Genomic DNA, 17639 nt, shown 5'->3' with positions numbered 1-17639 from the left:
CCTGCCCGGCACCGGCCCGGCAGTCAGCTACGGGCCTCGTCCAGCAGCGGTGCGTCGGCGTCGGCCGCCCCGTCCGCGTCGGCGTCGCGGCGGATCCGGACCTCGGTGATGGCCCGGTGGTCGATGTCGGCCACCACCAGCTCCCAGCCGTCGACGGTGACGCTCTCCCCCGCCACGGTGGGGATGTGCCCGAGACAGGTCAGCACCAGCCCGGCGATGGTGGTGTAGTCGCCGGTCGGCCGGCCGGGCAGCTTCACGCCGAGGTCGGCCAGGTCGTGCACCGGGAAGGTGCCGGGCAGCACCAGCGTGCCGTCGTCCTCCGTGCGGACCGAGCTGAGGTCCCGGTCGGTCTCGTCGTAGATCTCGCCGACGATCTCCTCGAGGATGTCCTCCAGCGTGACGATCCCGTCGACCGCGCCGCGCTCGTCCACCACCAGCGCGATGTGCTGCCGCTCGGCCTTGAACTGGCGCAGCGCGTCGACCACCGGCAGCGAGTCGGGCAGCAGCATCGGCGGTCGGGCGCACTCGTCGACCGGCCGGTCGTCCGGCACGCCGACCAGGTCGCGCAGGTGGATCACCCCGACCGCGTCGTCCAGGCCGCCGTGCCGGACCACCGGGGCCCGGGAGTGGCCGGTCGCGGCGAGCACCAGCCGGGCGGCCTCCGCGGTGGTCCCGCTGTCGAGCGTGAAGACCTGGAGCCGGGGTACGAGCACCGCCCGCAACTGCCGGTCGGCGATCTCCACCGCGCCGGCGATGATCGTCCGCTGCTCCTTGGTGAAGCCGTGGTTGCCGGCGACGATGTCGCGCAGCTCGTCCGGGCCGATCTCCTCCGGCTGGTGCTTGGGGTTGAGCCCGAAGAGGCGTACCACCAGGTCGCTGGTGGCGCCGAGGGCCCAGACGGCCGGCCGGGTGAAGGTGGCCAGCAGGTCGAGCGGCCGGGCCACCAGCAGGGCCCACCGCTCGGCGGACTGCATGGCGATCCGCTTCGGGGCCAGCTCGCCGAAGACCAGGGTGACGAAGGTCAGGGCCAGGGTGACCGCCACGATGGCGACCGTCTCGGCGGCGTCGCCGAAGACCCCGAGCAGCGGTACGAGCGGCTTGGCCAGGGAGACCGCCGCGGCGGCCGAGGCGAGGAAACCGGCGAGGGTGATGCCGATCTGGATGGTGGCCAGGAAGCGGTTCGGGTCCTTGGCGAGCCGGGCCAGGGTCCGGCCGGCGCGGCTGGTCCGTTCCAGCCGCTGGAGCTGGCTGTCCCGCAGCGAGACGAGTGCCATCTCACTGCCGGCGAAGGCCGCGTTGACGATGACCAGGACTCCGACCAGGGCCAGTTGGCTCCAGTAGCTCTGCACGCCCGGTTCTCTCCCTCACCGCGACCAGCGCCGGCCGGCACGGCCGACGCCGCCGGCCGGGAACCCGGTCGGCGTAGGCCCCACTGTGCCCAGCGGCAGGGTCGCTGAATCCTCCCGGTGGCGGCGGGCCGTCAGGCCGGCGCGGGCAGGTCGAGCACGTACGTGTCGCCCTCGGGGCGGAAGCCGAGCCGGTGGTAGTAGGGGGCGACCATGCCGGGCGGGCTGACCACCCGCCGGAAGCCCCGGTCGGTGAAGAGGCTGCTGCGCCGGTAGACGAACTCGCCCGGGGTGAAGTCGCGGAACCGCTGGGTGACGTAGTCCAGGTCGATCTGGGCGACCCCGCCGGGCTCGGCGTGCGACACCACCACGCCGACCACCTCGTCGGCGCGGACCACCAGGAACGCCGAGCGCCGCCCGTCGGCCGGGTCCCAGTGGAAGTCGGGGTTGAACCGGGCGACGTCGGCGGCGTGCACGCGCAGCGTGTGGGCCAGGAACGCGTCGTCGGTGCCCACCTCGACCACCTGGTACGTCTCCTCGTCGTGCCGGGTGGCCAGCATCTTCCGCAGGTACCAGACGTTGATCACCGCCAGCACCACGTTCAGCCCGACCATCGGCCAGACGTGCACCGCCCCGTTGTAGCCGATCAGGATGAGGCAGCCCATCAGGTTCAGCGCGCGCAGCCGCAGGATGCGCGTCTGCAGCAGGGACCAGACCAGCAGCGCGGAGCCGGCCCAGCCGACGAGTTCCAGCCAGTTCACCCCCGGGAGACTAGTGGTCGCCCAGCTCAGCGGCGTCGGCGGGCAGCTCCAGCACCCACTCCTCGACCTCGGCGCCGCGGCCGGGGGCGTACCCGGAGTCCTCGCCGACGACGACGAAGCCGCACTTGCGCAGCACGGCGAGGGAGGCACGGTTGTCCTTGGCGACGCGGGCGTGCACCGGGCGCTGCGGCACCTCGCGCAGCAGCGCGGCCAGCGCGGCGGTGGCGTGGCCCCGGCCCCACCGGCGCGGGTCGATCCAGTAGCTGACCTCGGTGCGCTCGTCGACCGGGAAGGCCGCCACGTGCCCGACCACCTCGCCGTCGACCACCACCGTCCGGGTGACGATGCGTGGGTCGGCGCGGATGCGCGTCCAGTGCGCGTCGAACGCCGCCCGGTCGGCCGGGTCGGCGGGGCCGAAGGCGGCCATCCAGTTGGCCTGCGGATCCTGCTCGTGCGCGAAGAACTCGGGCAGGTCGGCGTCGCGTACCGGGCGGAGGCGCACGTCAGAGGTCACCGCCGGAGGATACGCAGGCCCACCGACGCACTCGGGACCTCTGGCCCGGTGACCGTCGGCGTCCGACCCTGCCGGCCCGGCCCCGCGCATTGCTACCAACAGCGCCCGGCAGCGGCGCACCAGCCGCGCAGCGGAGCCGCCGCCGAGGAAGCCTCCTGCCGCCCGCGCGGGCCGCACACGTACGCCGGCTGGCACGGCGGGCGGCGGTCACCCGGGTGGTGGACCGCGCCCGGGAACCGGCGCGACGCGCCCGGGGGGCGGCGGAGGATCGTCGCATGAACAGGATGCGTCACCGCCGGGGCCGGCCGGCGATCCCGGTGCGGGTCCGCGGCGCCTCGGTCACGGGCGCGAAGGTGGCCGGCCCGCGGGCACTGGGCCCCACGGCGGCCGCCCCGCTGGCGCTCGCCGCTGCCGCGCTCGGGGCGGTGGCGGTGGGCACGCTGGCGATCGGACGGCTGGCCGTGCGCCGAGCGGTGATCCGCGAGCTGCGGATCGGCCGGCTGGAGGTGGACGAGCTGATCATCCACCGGCACTCGGCAGGTCAGCCGGTCGGCGGCAGCGCCGCCGGGTAGCCGTAGAGGTCGAGCAGGCGTACCCGGGACGCCTGGAGGCGGTCCACCACCACGCTCATGAACCGGGCGGTGAGCTGCCGGCCGAGCCGGTCGTCCGACTCCATCAGCCGGCGCACCCCCTCCGCGGTGAACTCCACCGCGGTGCTGCGCTGGGGGGCGACCGCCCCGAACTGCCAGCGGTACGGCGGGAAGAGCCACGACCAGCCGAGCACCCCGCCCGCGCCGATCGTCTCGATCCCCACGTCACCGCGCCCCGGCACCGGGAAGTCGAGCGCCAGCTGACCGGTACGCACCAGCCAGAACCGTTCCGCCGGCTGCCCCGCGCGGAACAACCGGTGCCCGGGGTGCCAGACCACCGGACGGGCGTAGCCGGTCAACCGGGGCAGCCACTCCTCGGGCAGGCCGGCGAAGAAGGGGTGCGCGCGGAGCATCTCGAGCGGGGTCATGGCCTCACGCCTCCGTGATCGGGTGAGGGACCCGGCGTACCGCCGGGCCCCTCGGCTGTCTGCTCACCGCTTGCCGCCGTGCTCCACGGTGATCGGGATCTCCCGGGCGGTCGGCTCGGTTCCGCCGACGGTGGCGGTGATCTCGAGGATGCCGTCCGCGTAGCGGGCCGCGATGGTCTCCTCCTTGACCCCGACGGGGAGCCGGATCAGCCGGGAGAAGGAGCCGTAGTGGAACTCCGAGTGGACCTTGTCGGTGTGGCTCTCCCGGCGGACCACGTCCAGCCGCAGGCTCTCGCCGGTACGGGTGATCCGCACGTCCTTCGCCGGGTCGATGCCCGGGAGTTCGGCGCGGACGACGTACCGGTCGCCGTCGAGGTAGTCCTCGACCCGGATGGTCGGCGCCAGCATCGGCAGCCAGGACAGGTTCGTCCAGTCGAACGGCGCCAACGTGCCGCCCCGGAACTTGGTGACAGTGGACATTTTCGACCTCCTTGTCGATCGTCCTGTCTCCATCCGACCGCGCCCGCGCCCGAACCGTCAGGGCCGATGGTCCCGGGCCGCCCGGGCGCAACGGCCTCTGCCACCGGCGGGTCGCGCGGACGACGCTGGAGGGGGACGGTGCGCGCCGCACCCCCGGAGGCGGAGGTCACTGGTGACAGCAGTCGGCTTGCTGCTGCGGCTGAACCGGCGGGCCGGGGATCACTCCGAGACCCGGGACCAACGGCCCGGCGGCCGGGTCCCCTGCCCCTGACGACGGCCCGCGTGCCGGAGCAGCCTGAAGGTAGGACGAAGGAGGACGTGATGACCAACAGATCCGGTGCCCCTGTCGTGGTGGGCGTGGACGGTTCTCCGTCAGCTCTGGACGCGGTCCGGGTGGCCGCCCGGGAGGCGGCGGCCCGGCACCGGCCGCTGCGGGTGGTGCACGCCTTCACCTGGCCGCTGTACGGCGTCCCGCTCGGCCCGGTCCCCGCCGCCCCGCCCGACGCCGGCCTGCGCCACGAGGCGGAGAAGCTGGTCGCCGAGGCGGTCGACGAGGCCGGCAAGGTCTCGGCCGAGCTCCAGGTGACCGGCGCGGTGGTGGACGGCGCGGCGACCCCGGTGCTGCTGCGGGAGAGCCGGGACGCGGCCCTGCTCGTGCTCGGCCACCGCGGCCTCGGCGGCTTCGCCGAGCTGCTGGTCGGGTCGACCGCCGTGCAGCTCACCGCCCGGGCCGGCTGCCCGGTGCTGGTGGTCCGCGGCGAACCGCGCGCCGACGGTCCGGTCGTGGTCGGAGTGGACGGTTCCCCGCTGTCGACCGAGGCGATCGGTTTCGCCTTCGCCGAGGCCGCGCAGCGCGGCACGTCCCTGGTGGCGGTGCACGCCTGGCTGTACCCCACGCCGGTCGGCCCCGGCGACATCGTGCCGCTGGTGTACGACCCGGAGGCCCTCGCCGCCGAGGAGGGGCGGGTGCTCGCCGAGTCCCTCGCCGGCTGGTCCGAGCGCTACCCGGAGGTGCCGGTGCAGCAGCGGCTGGTCGCTGCCGCACCCGCCCGGGCGGTGGTGGAGGAGTCGACGGATGCGCAGCTGACCGTGGTCGGCGCGCACGGCCGGGGCGCCTTCCGCGGGCTGCTGCTCGGCTCGGTCAGCCACGCGGTGCTGCAGCACGCGCGCAGCCCGCTGGCCATCGTCCGGCACCGCCGCGGCGGCGGCCCCAACTGACCGCCGGACGCCCGGTCCGCGTCGGCCGCTCCCCCGGCCGGCGCGGACGACCGTCCGGGGCGAGGTGTTCCCGGGGCGGCGCCGGGGCAAATGCGGACCGGCGGCGGTGGGTACGCCGACAATGACCTGATCGACCTCTGGGGGAGCTGATGAACCGACCTGTCGTGGTGGGCGTCGACGGATCACCGTCCAGCCTGGTCGCCGCGGAACACGCGGCGCGCAACGCGGTCCAGCGGTCCCGGCCGCTGCACCTGGTGCACGGCTACCTGCACCCGCTCGGCTACGGCGTGCCGCTCAACCCGTACGACCTCGGGGTGCCGGCGCCGACCGAGGAGGCGCAGAAGATGCTGGAGCAGGTGGCCGCCGAGCTGACCGGGCGCCATCCCGGCCTGCGGGTGGCGGTGCGGCAGGTGGCCGGCGGGCCGGGCGCCGCGCTGGTGGAGGAGTCCCGGCGGGCCGAGCTGGTGGTGGTCGGCAGCCGCGGCCACGGCGGCTTCGCCGGCCTGCTGCTGGGCTCGGTCAGCGGCCAGGTCGCCCAGCACGGGCACTGCCCGGTGCTGGTGGTCCGGCCGGCCGACGAGCCGATCCCGGTGGGCGGGCCGGTGGTGGTCGGGGCGGACGGCTCCGAGTCCGGGGCGCTCGCCGTCCGGCAGGCCGCCGACGAGGCGGTACGCCGGGGAACGTCCCTGGTGCTGCTGCACGTACGACGCGGCGAACGGCCCGGTGGCGTGCCCGAGGAGGTGGCGGAGTCGGGGGCGGCCGAGCAGGCCGAGTCGGCCGAGCTGCTGGCCCGCGCGGCCGGCCGGGTGCGGGCCGACCATCCCGGGCTGACCGTGACCGAGCGCCCGGTGCGGGCCGCCAAGCCGGCGCAGGCGCTGATCGAGGCCAGCGGCGAGGCCGCCCTGGTGGTGGTCGGCTCCCGGGGTCGGGGCGGCTTCGCCGGCCTGCTGCTCGGCTCGGTGAGCCACGCGCTGGTGCACCACGCCCATTGCCCGGTGCTGGTCGCCCACCCGTACGAGCCGGCCGACTGAGCCCGCCCGGCATGCGCGGCGGGCGCGGGCACCGGCCCACGCCGGGTGACGGCCGGATCAGGCCCGGGTCGCGGCCGGCTCAGGCCGGGTCGCGGCCGGCTCAGGCCGGGTCGCGGCCGGCGAGCAGCTCCTCGAAGCTGGTGGTGAGGGCGAACGGGTCGGCCGGCCCCGCGCCGGCGGGGCGACGGTCGACCTGCTCGGCGAGTTCGCCGCCGGCCCGCCGGATCCGGGCGCGCAGGGCCACGTCGGCCCCCTCGCCGGACCAGTCCTCGGGCGCGGCGAAGACCGCCGTCGGCACGACCAGCGCCCGCAGGTAGGCGAACATCGGCCGGACCGCGTGCTCCAGGGCGAGCGAGTGCCGGGCGGTGCCCCCGGTGGCGCCGATCAGCACCGGCCGTCCGGCCAGCGCGTCGGAGTCGACCACGTCGAAGAAGGACTTGAACAGCCCGTTGTAGGAAGCGTTGAAGATCGGCGTGACGGCGACGAGACCGTCCGCGCCGGTCACCGCGTCCAGCACCTCCCGCAGCGCGGGCGAGGGGAAGCCGGTGAGCAGGTGGTTCACCACGTCGTGGGCGTGTTCGCGCAGGTCGACCGGGCGGATCTCGACCTCGGCGCCGCGCCGCTCCAGCTCGTCGCGGGTGGCCGCGGCGAGCTGGTCGGCGAGCAGCCGGGTCGAGGAGGGCTGGCCGAGGCCGGCCGAGACCACGGCCAGGGTGCGCCGGGTCATCGGCCGCCCTCCGCGCCGCTCAGGTCCGCCGCCGCGGCGCGGGCCGCGACCAGCGAGGCGTGGGTGGGCGCCTCGGGTACGTCAGCGGGCCGCAGCGAGTCGAACTCCTTGCGGAGCACCGGGACGACCTCCTCGCCGAGCAGGTCGAGCTGTTCGAGCACGGTCTTGAGCGGCAACCCGGCGTGGTCCATCAGGAAGAGCTGGCGCTGGTAGTCGCCGACGTACTCGCGGAAACCGAGCGTACGGTCGATGACCTGCTGCGGGCTGCCGACGGTCAGCGGGGTCTGGGAGGTGAACTCCTCCAGCGACGGCCCGTGCCCGTAGACCGGGGCGTTATCGAAGTACGGCCGGAACTCGCGGACCGCGTCCTGGGAGTTGCGCCGCATGAAGACCTGCCCGCCGAGCCCGACGATGGCCTGCTCGGGCGTGCCGTGGCCGTAGTGGGCGAACCGCTGGCGGTAGAGGCCGACCATCCGCTGGGTGTGCTCCTTGGGCCAGAAGATGTGGTTGGCGAAGAAGCCGTCGCCGTAGTACGCGGCCTGCTCGGCGATCTCCGGGCTGCGGATCGAGCCGTGCCACACGAACGGCGGCACGCCGTCGAGCGGGCGCGGCGTCGAGGTGAACGACTGCAGCGGGGTGCGGAAGCGCCCCTTCCAGTCGACCACGTCCTCGCGCCAGAGCCGGTGCAGCAGGTCGTAGTTCTCGATGGCGAGTGGGATGCCGTTGCGGATGTCCTGGCCGAACCACGGGTAGACCGGCCCGGTGTTGCCGCGCCCCATCATCAGGTCCACCCGGCCGTCGGCCAGGTGCTGGAGCATCGCGTAGTCCTCGGCGATCTTCACCGGGTCGTTGGTGGTGATCAGCGTGGTCGAGGTGGAGAGCAGCAGCCGCTCGGTGCGGGCGGCGATGTGGCCGAGCATGGTGGTCGGCGACGAGGGCACGAACGGCGGGTTGTGGTGCTCGCCGGTGGCGAAGACGTCGAGCCCGACCTCCTCCGCCTTGAGCGCGATGGCCACCATGGCCTTGATCCGCTCATGCTCGGACGGCAGCCGCCCGGTGGTCGGGTCGACCGTGACGTCGCCGACGGTGAAGACTCCGAACTGCATGACCAGCTCCTCGCGTGCCGCCGGACCGCCGCGGCCCGGATCGCCCCGCACAACATATTTGACGTAGCAACTATTCCGTCGCGGGCCTGTCCGCGGGTGGCCCACCTCACGCCGTCGGACCGGGCCGGAAACGCCGTACCTAACGGTGGATGCCTCGGCGCGGAGGATGAGGGGTGTCAACTGTTGCCGTTTGAGTAGGCGTTGGTATGCGTTGGTGACCTTGAAAGAGTGGCTTGCGGTGTGGGTGGTGCGTTCTGTCGGGGGATCAGGCGGTCGGCGGCTCGGTGCGGTGGGAGGCGTTGGTGGTTGCGGGTTTAGTCGTACCGGGTGGTTACGGTGCTGGGCGTGGCGGTCCGGGAGCGGTTGGGCGTGGTGCAGGCGTACCGGTTCGCGTTGGACCTGACTCCCCGGCAGGAGCGGGCGGTGCTCGCGCATGCTGGTGCGGCGCGGGTGGCGCACAACTGGGCGCTGGCCCGGGTGAAGACGGTGATGGATCAGCGGGCCGCTGAGCGCAGTTACGGCATCCCCGACGAGCAGCTCACCCCCACGGTCGGCTGGTCTCTGCCGGCGCTGCGTAGAGCGTGGAATCAGGCGAAGGCCGATGTGGCGCCGTGGTGGGCCGAGTGTTCGAAGGAGGCGTTCAACACCGGTCTGGACGCGCTGGCCAGGGCGTTGACGAACTGGTCCGATTCCAGCACCGGTAAGCGCGCCGGACGCCGGGTGGGGTTCCCGCGGTTCAAGTCCCGGCGCCGCTCGACCCCGTCGGTGCGGTTCACCACCGGGGCCATCCGGGTCGAGCCGGACCGCAGGCATGTGGTGTTGCCGCGGCTGGGCCGGTTGAAGCTGCACGAGTCGGCTCGCAAGCTCGCCCGCCGGCTGGAGGCGGGCACCGCCCGAGTCTTGTCGGCGACGGTGCGCCGCGACGGTGGCCGCTGGTTCGTGGCGTTCTGCGTCGACGTCGACCGCGCCGCACGCACGCCACACCAGCCACAAGTGGTGGTCGGCATGGACCTGGGCGTCAAGCATCTGGCGGTGCTGTCCACCGGTGAAATGGAGCCCAACCCGCGCCACCTGGACGCCGCCGCCCGCCGGATGCGGCGTCTGGCCCGGCGTGCCTCTCGCCGGGTCGGCCCCGACCGGCGCACCGGCCGACGCGCGTCGAAGCGATGGGAACGGGCACGCGTCCGGCTCGGCCGGGCGCATGCCCGGGTCGGGAATCTGCGCCGTGACGGTCTGCACAAGCTCACCAGCCGGCTCGCCCGCGAGTACGGCACGCTGGTGGTGGAAGACCTCAACGTGGCCGGGATGCTCGCCAACCGGCGCCTGGCCCGAAGCATCGCCGACGCCGGGTTCGCCGAACTACGGCGGCAACTGGCGTACAAGACAGGTGAGGAATGGCGGGCGGCTGGTGGCCGACCGGTGGTATCCGTCCTCGAAAACCTGCTCGGGCTGCGGCGCGGTGAAAACCAAACTCGCCCTGTCCGAGCGCACCTACACCTGCACCACGTGCGGCCTCGTCCTGGACCGGGACCTCAACGCCGCACGGAACCTGGCCGCGCTGGCGGTCACCGTCGCCGGGAGTGGCTCGGAGACGCGAAACGGACGTGGAGCCGACCGTAAGACCCGCCCCGGCGGGCCGGTGGCCGTGAAACGTCAACCCGGCACCGCCACCGCGGGCAAGACCGGGACCGTCCCACCGCAAGGTAGGACATCCAATCATGAGCTCACCTACGCATCATGAAAGGAAACGGCAGCTTCGTGCTGCACCACACCACACCCGACGCGGGATCGGCGCTGTCCTGGACGGTCGTGCCCGACTCCGGCACGGACGAGCTGCGGGAGCTGCGCGGCGGTGGGCAGATCATCGCCGGCGCAAACGGCGGCCACCGCTACGTGCTGGAGTACGAGCTGCCCTGAGCGGTGGCACCGCGAGGGCAGACTGAACCCGTGTGGCGATCAGACGTGCCTCTCACCCTCTGGGCGGTGGACGGTCGGCGGCGGGGCGGCCGTGCTCGTCTGGGGCACCGGCGTGCACGTGGCGGACCTGATCGCCGGGGGCACCGATCCGTACCCGTGGGCTCCGGCGTGGCTGGCGGCCTACCTCGTCTCGCTGACGGTCGCCGACCCGGTCGCCGCCGCGCTGCTGCTCGCCCGACGCCGGATCGGCATGGACCTGACCTGCCTGATCCTGGTCACCGACGCGGCCGCGAACGGCTGGGCGCTCTACGGGCTGCACGGCGGTGATGGCGCGGCCCGGACCGGGCACGCCGCGGTCACCGCGATCGCGCTGGGCAGCCTGGTCGCCCGCCGCGCCCTGCGACCCCTCCTCGGGCCGCCCGCGCCCGACCCGCCCGGTCCCGCCTGTCAGCCGCCGGCCACCGAGGGGAGCACCTGCACCTCGGCGCCGTCGCCGACCGGGGTCTCCAGGCCGCCGACGTGACGGCAGTCCTCGCCGTCGACGTAGACGTTGACGTACCGGCGCAGCTCGCCCCGCTCGTCGCGGATCCGGCGGGCCAGCCGGGGCCAGGGCCCGGCCAGCTCGTCGAGGACCGCCCGCAGGGTGCCGGTGGCGGCCACGGTGAGCCGGCTCGCGCCCCCGGCCTCGCCGCGCAGCGGGCCCGGCAGCAGCACGGTGACCACTCAGACCGCCGCGGCGCGGACGCAGAGCACGTCGGGCAGGTGGGCGGCGACCAGGGACCAGGAGTCCCCCTCGTCCCGGCTGGCGTAGACCTCGCCGGACCGGGTGCCGAAGTAGACGCCGGCCGGGTCGGCGTCGTCGGCGCACATGGCGTCGCGCAGCACGGACGGGTGGAACGGCCCGTCGGGCAGCCCGACGGTCAGCGGCTCCCACTTGCCGCCGGCGTCCGTGGAGCGGTAGACCCGGCAACGGTGGTCGACCGGATAGCGCTGCGCGTCGGCGATCAGCGGGAAGGCGTAGATCGTGCCGGAGCGGGACGGGTGGGCGACCATCGGGAAGCCGAAGTCGCTGGGCAGGCCGGCGGCGATCGACGTCCAGGTGCGACCGTCGTCGTCGGAGCGGTAGACGCCGTGGTGGTTCTGCGCGTAGAGCCGCTCGGGGTTGCCGGCGTCGCGGGCGATCTTGTGGACGCACTGCCCGAACTCGGGCCACTCATCGGGCAGGAAGTACGCCCGGATGCCGGTGTTGCCCGGCGCCCAGCTCGCCCCGGCGTCCTCGGTGCGGTAGACCCCGCCGGTGGACATCGCCACCGCCATCCGGGACGGGTCGCGGGGATGCGGCAGGACGCTGTGCACCGCCTGACCGCCGAAGCCCGCGTCCCACCGTCCCCGGTGCGGGTGGTCCCAGAGCGCCCGGACGAGCGCGAAGCTGCGGCCGCCGTCGTCGGAGCGGAACAGCGCCGAGGGCTCGGTGCCGGCCCAGACCACGTCGGGCTGGTCGGCGCCGGCGGGGGTGAGCTGCCAGACCCGGCCGAGGCTGACGCCGGTGTCCGTCGGGAAGGCCACCGGCGCGTGGTCCGGCTCCTGCCAGGAGGCGCCCAGGTCGTCGCTGGTGGCCACGCTCGGCCCGAAGTGCGAGCTGGTCATGCCGGCGAGCAGCCGCGCGCCGCGGCGTTTGTCGATGGCGACCGCGTAGACGCCGGTCATCGGGAAGTGCGGACCGCTAACCTCCCAACTGCGCCGGCCGTCCGTGCTGGTGGCGAGGAAGAGTCCCTTGCCGGTGCCGATCGCGAGCAGCGTTGCCATGACGGTCCTCCGATCCGTCGGCGGACAGGTAGCCGGGGCCGGGCGGCGATCCGGCGATCCGGGACAGGCGGACGGCACGGCAGCGACCGGACTCGGCGTAGTGATTATGGCCACGCCCTCCGACAGAATGCCCCCGGCCGCGCCGCAGGGCTCATCGTCGCGCTCGGGGCACGTGCCGCCGGTAGACGCTCACGGTCGGATCGCCGGAGATCCAGAACCGCCAGGGCACGTCGTGCGCCCCGGTGACGCCGACCCGGGGGCCGGCCTCGATCGCCGCCTCCGGCACCGGCGCGACCGGCGGTCGTAGCCGCACCGGACCGTCGTCGAGCAGGTCGAGGCCGTAGGCGGAGCGGTCGATGCCGAGCGCCGCGCAGAGCCGGGCGGGTCCGCGGGCCAGGTCCACGTCCCGCCGTACGGCGGGACGGCGGGCCCGGGCGGCGGCGAGGCCGTCGACCACCTCGCCGGCCCGCAGCAGCACCGCCGAGGCCTCCCCGTCCGGGCCGGTCACCACGTTCACGCACCAGTGCATGCCGTAGGTGAAGTAGACGTAGGCGTGGCCCGCCGGCCCGAACATCACCGCGTTGCGCGGGGTACGCCCCCGGTAGGCGTGCGAGGCCGCGTCCCCGGCCGTGCCGGCGTACGCCTCGACCTCGGTGATCCGGACGGTGACCCCGCCCGCGGCGAGCCGGCAGCCGAGCAGCCCGCGCGCGGCCGGCACCACCAGGCCGGCGAGCAGGTCGGCCAGCCCGGCGCTGGTCACGGGGTCAGCGGTGGTCATGGCTCGACCATAGCCGGCGACCCGAAGATGAGCACGACTTGCTTTCAACAGACTGTTGACAAAGGGACGTTCAAGCGGCTGTGATGGAACACATGGTCACGCTGGACAACGACCCGTTCACCGCTCCGGATGCTGCCCAGGCCCGGGCGCACCGCAACTACGCGGCGCTGCTGCGGATCGCCGAGCGGCACGCCGGCACGGACGCACGCCGCCGCCGGTACGCTCACCCGGACGTGCCGGACGCGTACGAGGCGGCGACGCTGGTGATGGCGCTGGCGGGCGGGGCCGAGCTGGAGCCCGGCGAGGAGCCGGTCGACCAGGCCGACCTGATGGCCGCGCTGACCCTGATCCCGCACGTCCGCGCCGAGGTGGACGCCCTGGAGGCGGGGCTGTTGCAGGTCGCCCGCGGCCGGGGCCTGACCTGGCAGGCGATCGCCTTCGGGCTGGGGCTGGGCAGCGCCCAGGCGGCCCGCCAGCGCTACGAGCGGCTGACCGTCCGGACCGGCACCGCCGACTGAGCCGCGACGCAGGCGGCGGACTGTCGCAGGCACGGGCGAGACTGGACCCGCAATCGGGCGACGGGAGGACGCGATGACGCGTGCGGAGATGCTGGCGTACTGCCTGGCCAAGCCGGGCGCCTGGCTGGACCGCCCGTGGGAGGGCGACGAGGTGGTGAAGGTGGGGAGCCGGATCTTCGCGTTCCTCGGCTCCCCCGACGGCGAGGCGCGGGTGGGGGTGAAGTGCGGCCCGAACCGGGACGTCGCCGACGAGTGGCTGCACCGGTTCCCCGACGACGCGAAGGCCTCGGCCTACATCGGGCGGTCCGGCTGGAACACGCTGCGCCTGGCGGGCGGGATCGACGACGAGGAGCTGATCGACGCCGTGGACGGGTCGTACGACGCGGTGGTGGCGAAGCTGCCGAAGCGGGAGCGCCCGGCGGGCTGAGGAGGGTCGGCGCGGGTGGAGTCACCCGCGCCGACCCGACGACCTCAGCGGGGGACGACCCGCTCCGCGGCCCACTCCCGCCAGCCGACCAGCTTGTCCGCGGCGGTGGCGAGCTGGTCGGCGACCGGGCCCGGCCCGGTCGAGCCGGGCGTGGTGCGCGCGGCGAGCGCGGAGCGGACCGACAGCACGTCGCGCACCGACGGGTCGAGGTGCTCGCTCACCGTCGCGAGGTCGGCGTCGGAGACCTCGTCCAGGGCGCAGTCCCGGGCCACGCAGAGCGCGACCAGCTTGCCGGTGATCTCGTGCGCGTCGCGGAACGGCACGCCCTTGCGGACCAGCCAGTCGGCCACCTCGGTGGCGAGGGAGAAGCCGACCGGCGCGGCGGCCACCAGGCGGTCCACCCGGACCGTCATCGTGGAGATCATCCCGGCCAGGGCCGGCAGCAGCAGCTCCAGGGTGTCGACCGCGTCGAAGGCCGGCTCCTTGTCCTCCTGCATGTCCCGGTCGTACGTCATCGGCAGGCCCTTGAGCATGGTGAGCACGCTCATCAGCCCGCCGACCAGGCGGCCGGACTTGCCCCGGGCCAGCTCGGCGATGTCCGCGTTCTTCTTCTGCGGCATGATCGACGAGCCGGTGGCGAAGGCGTCGTCCAGCTCGACCCAGCCGAACTCGTGCGACGTCCAGAGCACCACCTCCTCGCCGAGGCGGGACAGGTGCACGCCGATCAGCGCGGTGACGAAGAGGAACTCGGCGACGAAGTCCCGGTCGGCGACCGCGTCCATCGAGTTAGCGAAGGACGTGCGGAAGCCCAGCTCCTTGGAGACGGCCACCGGGTCCAGCGGCAGGCCGGAGCCGGCGAGCGCGCCCGCGCCGAGCGGGCTGATCGCCGCCCGGTGGTCCCAGTCGCGCAGCCGCTCCAGGTCGCGCAGGAGCGGCTGAACGTGGGCGAGCAGCCAGTGCCCGAAGGTGACGGGCTGGGCGTGCTGGAGGTGGGTCATGCCGGGCGCGGCGGTGTCCACGTGCCGCTCGGCCTGCTCGACCAGCGCCTCGGCCAGCTCGACCAGCCGAGTGGCCACCCCGCGGGCGTGGTCGCGCAGGTAGAGCCGCAGGTCGGTGGCGACCTGGTCGTTGCGGGACCGGCCGGCGCGCAGCTTGCCGCCGAGGCTGCCGAGCCGCTCCAGCAGGCCGCGTTCCAGGGCGGTGTGCACGTCCTCGTCGTCGACCGTCGGGCGGAACTGCCCGGCGGCGCAGGCCGCCTCCAGGTCGTCCAGCGCGGCCAGGATCCGGCCCAGTTCGTCGGGGTCGAGCAGGCCGGCGCCGGCGAGGACCCGGGCGTGCGCCCGGGAGCCGGCGATGTCGTACGGGGCGAGGCGCCAGTCGAACTGGACGCTCACCGACAGCCGCGCGAGGGCCTCGGCGGGGCCGCCGGCGAACCGGCCGCCCCACAGGCTCGTCCGGTTGGTGGCGGCGCTGTTCTCGGTCAGGCTCTTGTCGTCCACCCCGCCCATTGTGGTCCCCACGATCAGGAGCCACCCAGCCGGGCGTCCCGCGCGGCGGCCATCTTGCTGGGCAGGCCCCAGAGCTGCACGAAGCCCTTCGCCAGCGACTGGTCGAAGGTGTCGCCGGTGTCGTAGGTGGCCATGCCGAAGTCGTACAGGCTGGCCTCGGAGCGCCGGCCGGTGACGGTGGCCCGGCCGCCGTGCAGGGTCAGCCGCACCTCGCCGGAGACGTGCTGCTGGGCGTCGGCGATGAACGCGTCGAGGGAGTTCTTCAGCGGCGAGAACCAGAGGCCGTCGTAGACCAGCTCGCCCCAGCGCTGGTCCACGCCGCGCTTGAACCGGGCCAGATCCCGCTCGACGGTGACCGCCTCCAGCTCCTGATGGGCGGTGATCAGTGCGATCGCCCCGGGGGCCTCGTACACCTCGCGGCTCTTGATGCCGACGAGGCGGTCCTCGACCATGTCGAGCCGGCCCACGCCCTGCGCGCCGGCGCGCCGGTTCAGCTCCAGGATCGCCTGGTACGGGGTGACGGTCTCGCCGTCGATCGCGACCGGGTTGCCGGCGTCGAAGGTGATCACGACCTCGTCGGCGTCCCGCGGCTCGGCCGGGTCGGACGTGTACGAGTACAGGTCCTCGATCGGGCCGTTCCAGATGTCCTCCAGGAAGCCGGTCTCCACCGCGCGGCCCCACAGGTTCTGGTCGATGGAGTACGGGGACTTGGCCGACACATCGATCGGCAGCCCCTTCTCCTCGGCGAAGGCGATCGCCTTGTCCCGGGTCCAGGCGAAGTCCCGGGCCGGGGCCACGATCTTCAGGTCGGAGGCGAGCGCGCCCAGGCCGACCTCGAAGCGGACCTGATCGTTGCCCTTGCCGGTGCAGCCGTGCGACACGATGGTGCCGCCGTGCTTGCGGGCCGCGGCCACCAGGTGCTTGACGATCAGCGGCCGGGACAGCGCGGAGACCAGCGGGTAACGGTCCATGTAGAGGGCGTTGGCCCGGATCGCCGGCAGGCAGTAGTCGGCGGCGAACTCGTCGCGCGCGTCGACCACCTCGGACTCGACGGCGCCGCAGTCCAGGGCGCGCTGCCGGATGGCGTTCAGGTCCTCGCCGCCCTGCCCGACGTCGACCGCGACCGCGATCACCTCGGCGCCGGTCTGCTCGGCCAGGTAGGGAATGGCGACGGAGGTGTCGAGACCCCCGGAGTACGCCAGAACTACACGTTCAGTCATCTGAGTTGCGGCGTGCCATCGAAGCGGGCGGGACGCGCCGCTCCCTCCCTTCAAGTGATTGTCGTACCCGTTTGATAGAACCTGAGGCGTGGCTGGGGTGAAGCGGTCGTTCAAGTACCGCTTCTATCCGTCTCCGCAGCAGGCTGAGCAGTTGAATAGGACGTTCGGATGTGTGCGTCTGGTCTACAACCGCGCGTTGGAGGCGCGGAGCCGAAAGTGGAAGGTGGACCGGCATCGAAGCAGTTACGCGCAGACCTCGGCTTGGCTGACGGAGTGGAAACGGACCGACGACCTGGCGTTTCTGAACGAGGTGAGTGCGGTGCCGTTGCAGCAGACGCTGCGGCATCTGCAGGCCGCATTCGCCGGCTTCTGGGAAAGGCGCTGCGGGTACCCGCGGTACAAATCCAAGCGCAGGTCGCGGGCGTCGGCAGAATACACTCGCTCGGCGTTCCGCTGGCGCGACGGCCATCTCACCCTCGCCAAGATGGACGCTCCCCTGGACATCGTGTGGTCCAGACCCCTGCCCACGGATGTCGAGCCGTCCACGGTCACCGTGTCGCGAGACGCGGCCGGCCGGTGGTACGTATCCCTCCTGGTAGAGGACCCGACCGTGCAGGCCCTGCCCGCACTGGATCGGGTGGTGGGAGTGGACGCGGGGATCACCAGCCTTGTCACCCTGTCCACCGGGGAGAAGATTGCCAACCCGCGCCATGAGCAAGCGGATCGACGGAAGTTGGCCAAAGCGCAGCGCAACCTGTCCCGCAAGGAAAAGGGCTCCGCCAACCGGGCCAAGGCCCAGGCGAGGGTGGGCCGGATTCATGCCCGCGTCGCTGACCGGCGGCGTGATCACCTGCACAAGCTGAGCACTCGACTTGTTCGTGAGAACCAAGCGGTAATAATCGAGGATCTCAGCGTCCGCAACTTGCTGCGCAACCACCGCATGGCCCGGGTGATCTCCGACGCGGCGTGGTCGGAACTGCGTCGCATGCTGGAATACAAGGCCGTCTGGTACGGGCGCGCGGTGATCGTTGTGGACCGGTGGTTTCCGTCGTCGAAGACATGCTCCACGTGTGGCCGGATCAACCCGTCGATGCCGCTGACTGTCAGGGAGTGGGTCTGCCCCGCCTGCCACACAGAGCATGACCGGGACGTCAACGCCGCACAAAACATCCTCGCCGCCGGGCTGGCGGAGAGGCGAAACGCCTGCGGAGCTGACGTAAGACCTCATGGGATCCCCTCCCTTCGGGGCAGTCGGCAATGAAAC

General features: G+C 73.4%; 21 protein-coding genes and 1 pseudogene. 10 read left to right on the top strand and 12 right to left on the bottom strand.

From position 1 onward, the window contains the following. Positions 1–23: 23 nt before the first annotated feature. The 3 genes from EV384_RS16525 to EV384_RS16515 form a co-directional block, all read right to left on the bottom strand. Positions 24–1349: a hemolysin family protein gene (locus tag EV384_RS16525; RefSeq protein WP_130334434.1), complete on the bottom strand. Its 1326-nt coding sequence runs from the start codon at positions 1347–1349 to the stop codon at positions 24–26. A gap of 131 nt (positions 1350–1480) precedes the next feature. After that, positions 1481–2107 (bottom strand): hypothetical protein, encoded by a 627-nt coding sequence (locus EV384_RS16520; protein ID WP_130334432.1) that lies wholly within the window; start codon positions 2105–2107, stop codon positions 1481–1483. Positions 2108–2117: 10 nt separating this feature from the next. Continuing rightward, the gene (locus EV384_RS16515) at positions 2118–2621 is read right to left on the bottom strand and encodes a GNAT family N-acetyltransferase (RefSeq protein ID WP_130334430.1); all 504 of its coding nucleotides are present in this window, start codon (positions 2619–2621) and stop codon (positions 2118–2120) included. Between the two features lie 275 nt (positions 2622–2896). On the opposite strand from EV384_RS16515, the gene EV384_RS16510 reads away from it, so the two are divergent. Then, positions 2897–3193: a hypothetical protein gene (locus EV384_RS16510; RefSeq protein WP_207232341.1), complete on the top strand. Its 297-nt coding sequence runs from the start codon at positions 2897–2899 to the stop codon at positions 3191–3193. Here the strand turns inward: EV384_RS16510 and EV384_RS16505 are convergent. Both EV384_RS16505 and EV384_RS16500 read right to left on the bottom strand, forming a co-directional pair. Continuing rightward, positions 3163–3639, bottom strand: coding sequence for a cyclic nucleotide-binding domain-containing protein (locus EV384_RS16505; RefSeq protein ID WP_130334428.1), 477 nt, complete (start codon positions 3637–3639; stop codon positions 3163–3165). The genes EV384_RS16510 and EV384_RS16505 overlap by 31 nt on opposite strands. Before the next feature lie 63 nt (positions 3640–3702). Then, positions 3703–4119 carry an Hsp20/alpha crystallin family protein gene (locus EV384_RS16500; RefSeq protein WP_165439950.1) on the bottom strand — a complete coding sequence of 139 codons (417 nt, stop codon included), beginning with the start codon at positions 4117–4119 and terminating at the stop codon, positions 3703–3705. Positions 4120–4440: 321 nt separating this feature from the next. Here EV384_RS16500 and EV384_RS16495 point away from each other — a divergent pair, with 321 nt between their 5' ends. Beyond that, positions 4441–5337: a universal stress protein gene (locus EV384_RS16495; protein WP_130334424.1), complete on the top strand. Its 897-nt coding sequence runs from the start codon at positions 4441–4443 to the stop codon at positions 5335–5337. Positions 5338–5486: 149 nt separating this feature from the next. After that, positions 5487–6368, top strand: a complete 882-nt coding sequence (locus EV384_RS16490) for a universal stress protein (protein ID WP_130334422.1) — start codon at positions 5487–5489, stop codon at positions 6366–6368. Between the two features lie 100 nt (positions 6369–6468). Here EV384_RS16490 and EV384_RS16485 read toward each other — a convergent pair whose 3' ends face one another. Continuing rightward, positions 6469–7095 (bottom strand): FMN reductase, encoded by a 627-nt coding sequence (locus EV384_RS16485; RefSeq protein WP_130334420.1) that lies wholly within the window; start codon positions 7093–7095, stop codon positions 6469–6471. Next, positions 7092–8201, bottom strand: coding sequence for an LLM class flavin-dependent oxidoreductase (locus EV384_RS16480; protein ID WP_130334418.1), 1110 nt, complete (start codon positions 8199–8201; stop codon positions 7092–7094). Before EV384_RS16480 ends, EV384_RS16485 begins: the two co-directional genes overlap by 4 nt. A 327-nt stretch (positions 8202–8528) precedes the next feature. Between EV384_RS16480 and tnpB the strand changes: the two are divergent. The 4 genes and pseudogenes from tnpB to EV384_RS16465 form a co-directional block, all read left to right on the top strand. Beyond that, positions 8529–9533: pseudogene (gene tnpB / locus EV384_RS16475) on the top strand (IS607 family element RNA-guided endonuclease TnpB); the annotation flags it as partial. Next, on the top strand, positions 9427–9942 hold the full coding sequence (locus tag EV384_RS37265; RefSeq protein ID WP_423202961.1) for a zinc ribbon domain-containing protein: 516 nt from the start codon (positions 9427–9429) through the stop codon (positions 9940–9942). The pseudogene tnpB and the gene EV384_RS37265, both read left to right, overlap by 107 nt. After that, positions 9939–10118 carry a DUF3224 domain-containing protein gene (locus EV384_RS16470; protein WP_130334416.1) on the top strand — a complete coding sequence of 60 codons (180 nt, stop codon included), beginning with the start codon at positions 9939–9941 and terminating at the stop codon, positions 10116–10118. The genes EV384_RS37265 and EV384_RS16470 overlap by 4 nt, the downstream gene beginning before the upstream one ends. A 91-nt stretch (positions 10119–10209) precedes the next feature. Continuing rightward, positions 10210–10641, top strand: coding sequence for a hypothetical protein (locus tag EV384_RS16465; protein WP_130334414.1), 432 nt, complete (start codon positions 10210–10212; stop codon positions 10639–10641). Here EV384_RS16465 and EV384_RS16460 read toward each other — a convergent pair. The 3 genes from EV384_RS16460 to EV384_RS16450 form a co-directional block, all read right to left on the bottom strand. Next, positions 10566–10832 carry a ubiquitin-like small modifier protein 1 gene (locus EV384_RS16460; protein ID WP_242624089.1) on the bottom strand — a complete coding sequence of 89 codons (267 nt, stop codon included), beginning with the start codon at positions 10830–10832 and terminating at the stop codon, positions 10566–10568. The genes EV384_RS16465 and EV384_RS16460 overlap by 76 nt on opposite strands. Positions 10833–10841: 9 nt before the next feature. Next, on the bottom strand, positions 10842–11924 hold the full coding sequence (locus EV384_RS16455; protein WP_130334410.1) for a WD40/YVTN/BNR-like repeat-containing protein: 1083 nt from the start codon (positions 11922–11924) through the stop codon (positions 10842–10844). Positions 11925–12075: 151 nt separating this feature from the next. Next, the gene (locus EV384_RS16450) at positions 12076–12702 is read right to left on the bottom strand and encodes a DNA-3-methyladenine glycosylase (RefSeq protein ID WP_130334408.1); all 627 of its coding nucleotides are present in this window, start codon (positions 12700–12702) and stop codon (positions 12076–12078) included. Positions 12703–12785: 83 nt separating this feature from the next. On the opposite strand from EV384_RS16450, the gene EV384_RS16445 reads away from it, so the two are divergent. Further along, positions 12786–13220, top strand: a complete 435-nt coding sequence (locus EV384_RS16445; protein WP_242624088.1) for a DNA-binding protein — start codon at positions 12786–12788, stop codon at positions 13218–13220. 73 nt (positions 13221–13293) lie between these two features. Then, positions 13294–13647 (top strand): MmcQ/YjbR family DNA-binding protein, encoded by a 354-nt coding sequence (locus EV384_RS16440; protein WP_130334406.1) that lies wholly within the window; start codon positions 13294–13296, stop codon positions 13645–13647. Between the two features lie 44 nt (positions 13648–13691). Here the strand turns inward: EV384_RS16440 and argH are convergent, their stop codons facing one another. After that, complete coding sequence (argH, locus tag EV384_RS16435; RefSeq protein ID WP_130340624.1) at positions 13692–15155, bottom strand: argininosuccinate lyase; 1464 nt, start codon at positions 15153–15155, stop codon at positions 13692–13694. 14 nt (positions 15156–15169) lie between these two features. Beyond that, complete coding sequence (locus EV384_RS16430) at positions 15170–16375, bottom strand: argininosuccinate synthase (protein ID WP_130334404.1); 1206 nt, start codon at positions 16373–16375, stop codon at positions 15170–15172. Between the two features lie 88 nt (positions 16376–16463). Between EV384_RS16430 and EV384_RS16425 the strand changes: the two genes are divergently transcribed. Continuing rightward, positions 16464–17636, top strand: a complete 1173-nt coding sequence (locus tag EV384_RS16425) for an RNA-guided endonuclease InsQ/TnpB family protein (RefSeq protein WP_207232339.1) — start codon at positions 16464–16466, stop codon at positions 17634–17636. Positions 17637–17639: the final 3 nt, after the last annotated feature.

Source organism: Micromonospora kangleipakensis (assembly GCF_004217615.1).
GTDB classification, from domain to species: Bacteria; Actinomycetota; Actinomycetes; order Mycobacteriales; family Micromonosporaceae; genus Micromonospora; species Micromonospora kangleipakensis.
This window is presented reverse-complemented; position numbering and strand designations above follow the sequence as displayed.

Excerpts from the sequence above, each read along its gene's own strand:
- EV384_RS16430 (WP_130334404.1), bottom strand. The coding sequence starts at position 16,375 with ATGACTGAACGTGTAGTTCTGGCGTACTCCGGGGGTCTCGACACCTCC.
- EV384_RS16470 (WP_130334416.1), top strand. The coding sequence starts at position 9,939 with ATGAAAGGAAACGGCAGCTTCGTGCTGCACCACACCACACCCGACGCG.
- EV384_RS16440 (WP_130334406.1), top strand. The coding sequence starts at position 13,294 with ATGACGCGTGCGGAGATGCTGGCGTACTGCCTGGCCAAGCCGGGCGCC.
- EV384_RS16490 (WP_130334422.1), top strand. The coding sequence starts at position 5,487 with ATGAACCGACCTGTCGTGGTGGGCGTCGACGGATCACCGTCCAGCCTG.
- EV384_RS16480 (WP_130334418.1), bottom strand. The coding sequence starts at position 8,201 with ATGCAGTTCGGAGTCTTCACCGTCGGCGACGTCACGGTCGACCCGACC.
- EV384_RS16485 (WP_130334420.1), bottom strand. The coding sequence starts at position 7,095 with ATGACCCGGCGCACCCTGGCCGTGGTCTCGGCCGGCCTCGGCCAGCCC.
- EV384_RS16510 (WP_207232341.1), top strand. The coding sequence starts at position 2,897 with ATGAACAGGATGCGTCACCGCCGGGGCCGGCCGGCGATCCCGGTGCGG.
- argH (WP_130340624.1), bottom strand. The coding sequence starts at position 15,155 with ATGGGCGGGGTGGACGACAAGAGCCTGACCGAGAACAGCGCCGCCACC.
- EV384_RS16505 (WP_130334428.1), bottom strand. The coding sequence starts at position 3,639 with ATGACCCCGCTCGAGATGCTCCGCGCGCACCCCTTCTTCGCCGGCCTG.
- EV384_RS16445 (WP_242624088.1), top strand. The coding sequence starts at position 12,786 with ATGGAACACATGGTCACGCTGGACAACGACCCGTTCACCGCTCCGGAT.
- EV384_RS16455 (WP_130334410.1), bottom strand. The coding sequence starts at position 11,924 with ATGGCAACGCTGCTCGCGATCGGCACCGGCAAGGGACTCTTCCTCGCC.
- EV384_RS16495 (WP_130334424.1), top strand. The coding sequence starts at position 4,441 with ATGACCAACAGATCCGGTGCCCCTGTCGTGGTGGGCGTGGACGGTTCT.
- EV384_RS16450 (WP_130334408.1), bottom strand. The coding sequence starts at position 12,702 with ATGACCACCGCTGACCCCGTGACCAGCGCCGGGCTGGCCGACCTGCTC.
- EV384_RS16500 (WP_165439950.1), bottom strand. The coding sequence starts at position 4,119 with ATGTCCACTGTCACCAAGTTCCGGGGCGGCACGTTGGCGCCGTTCGAC.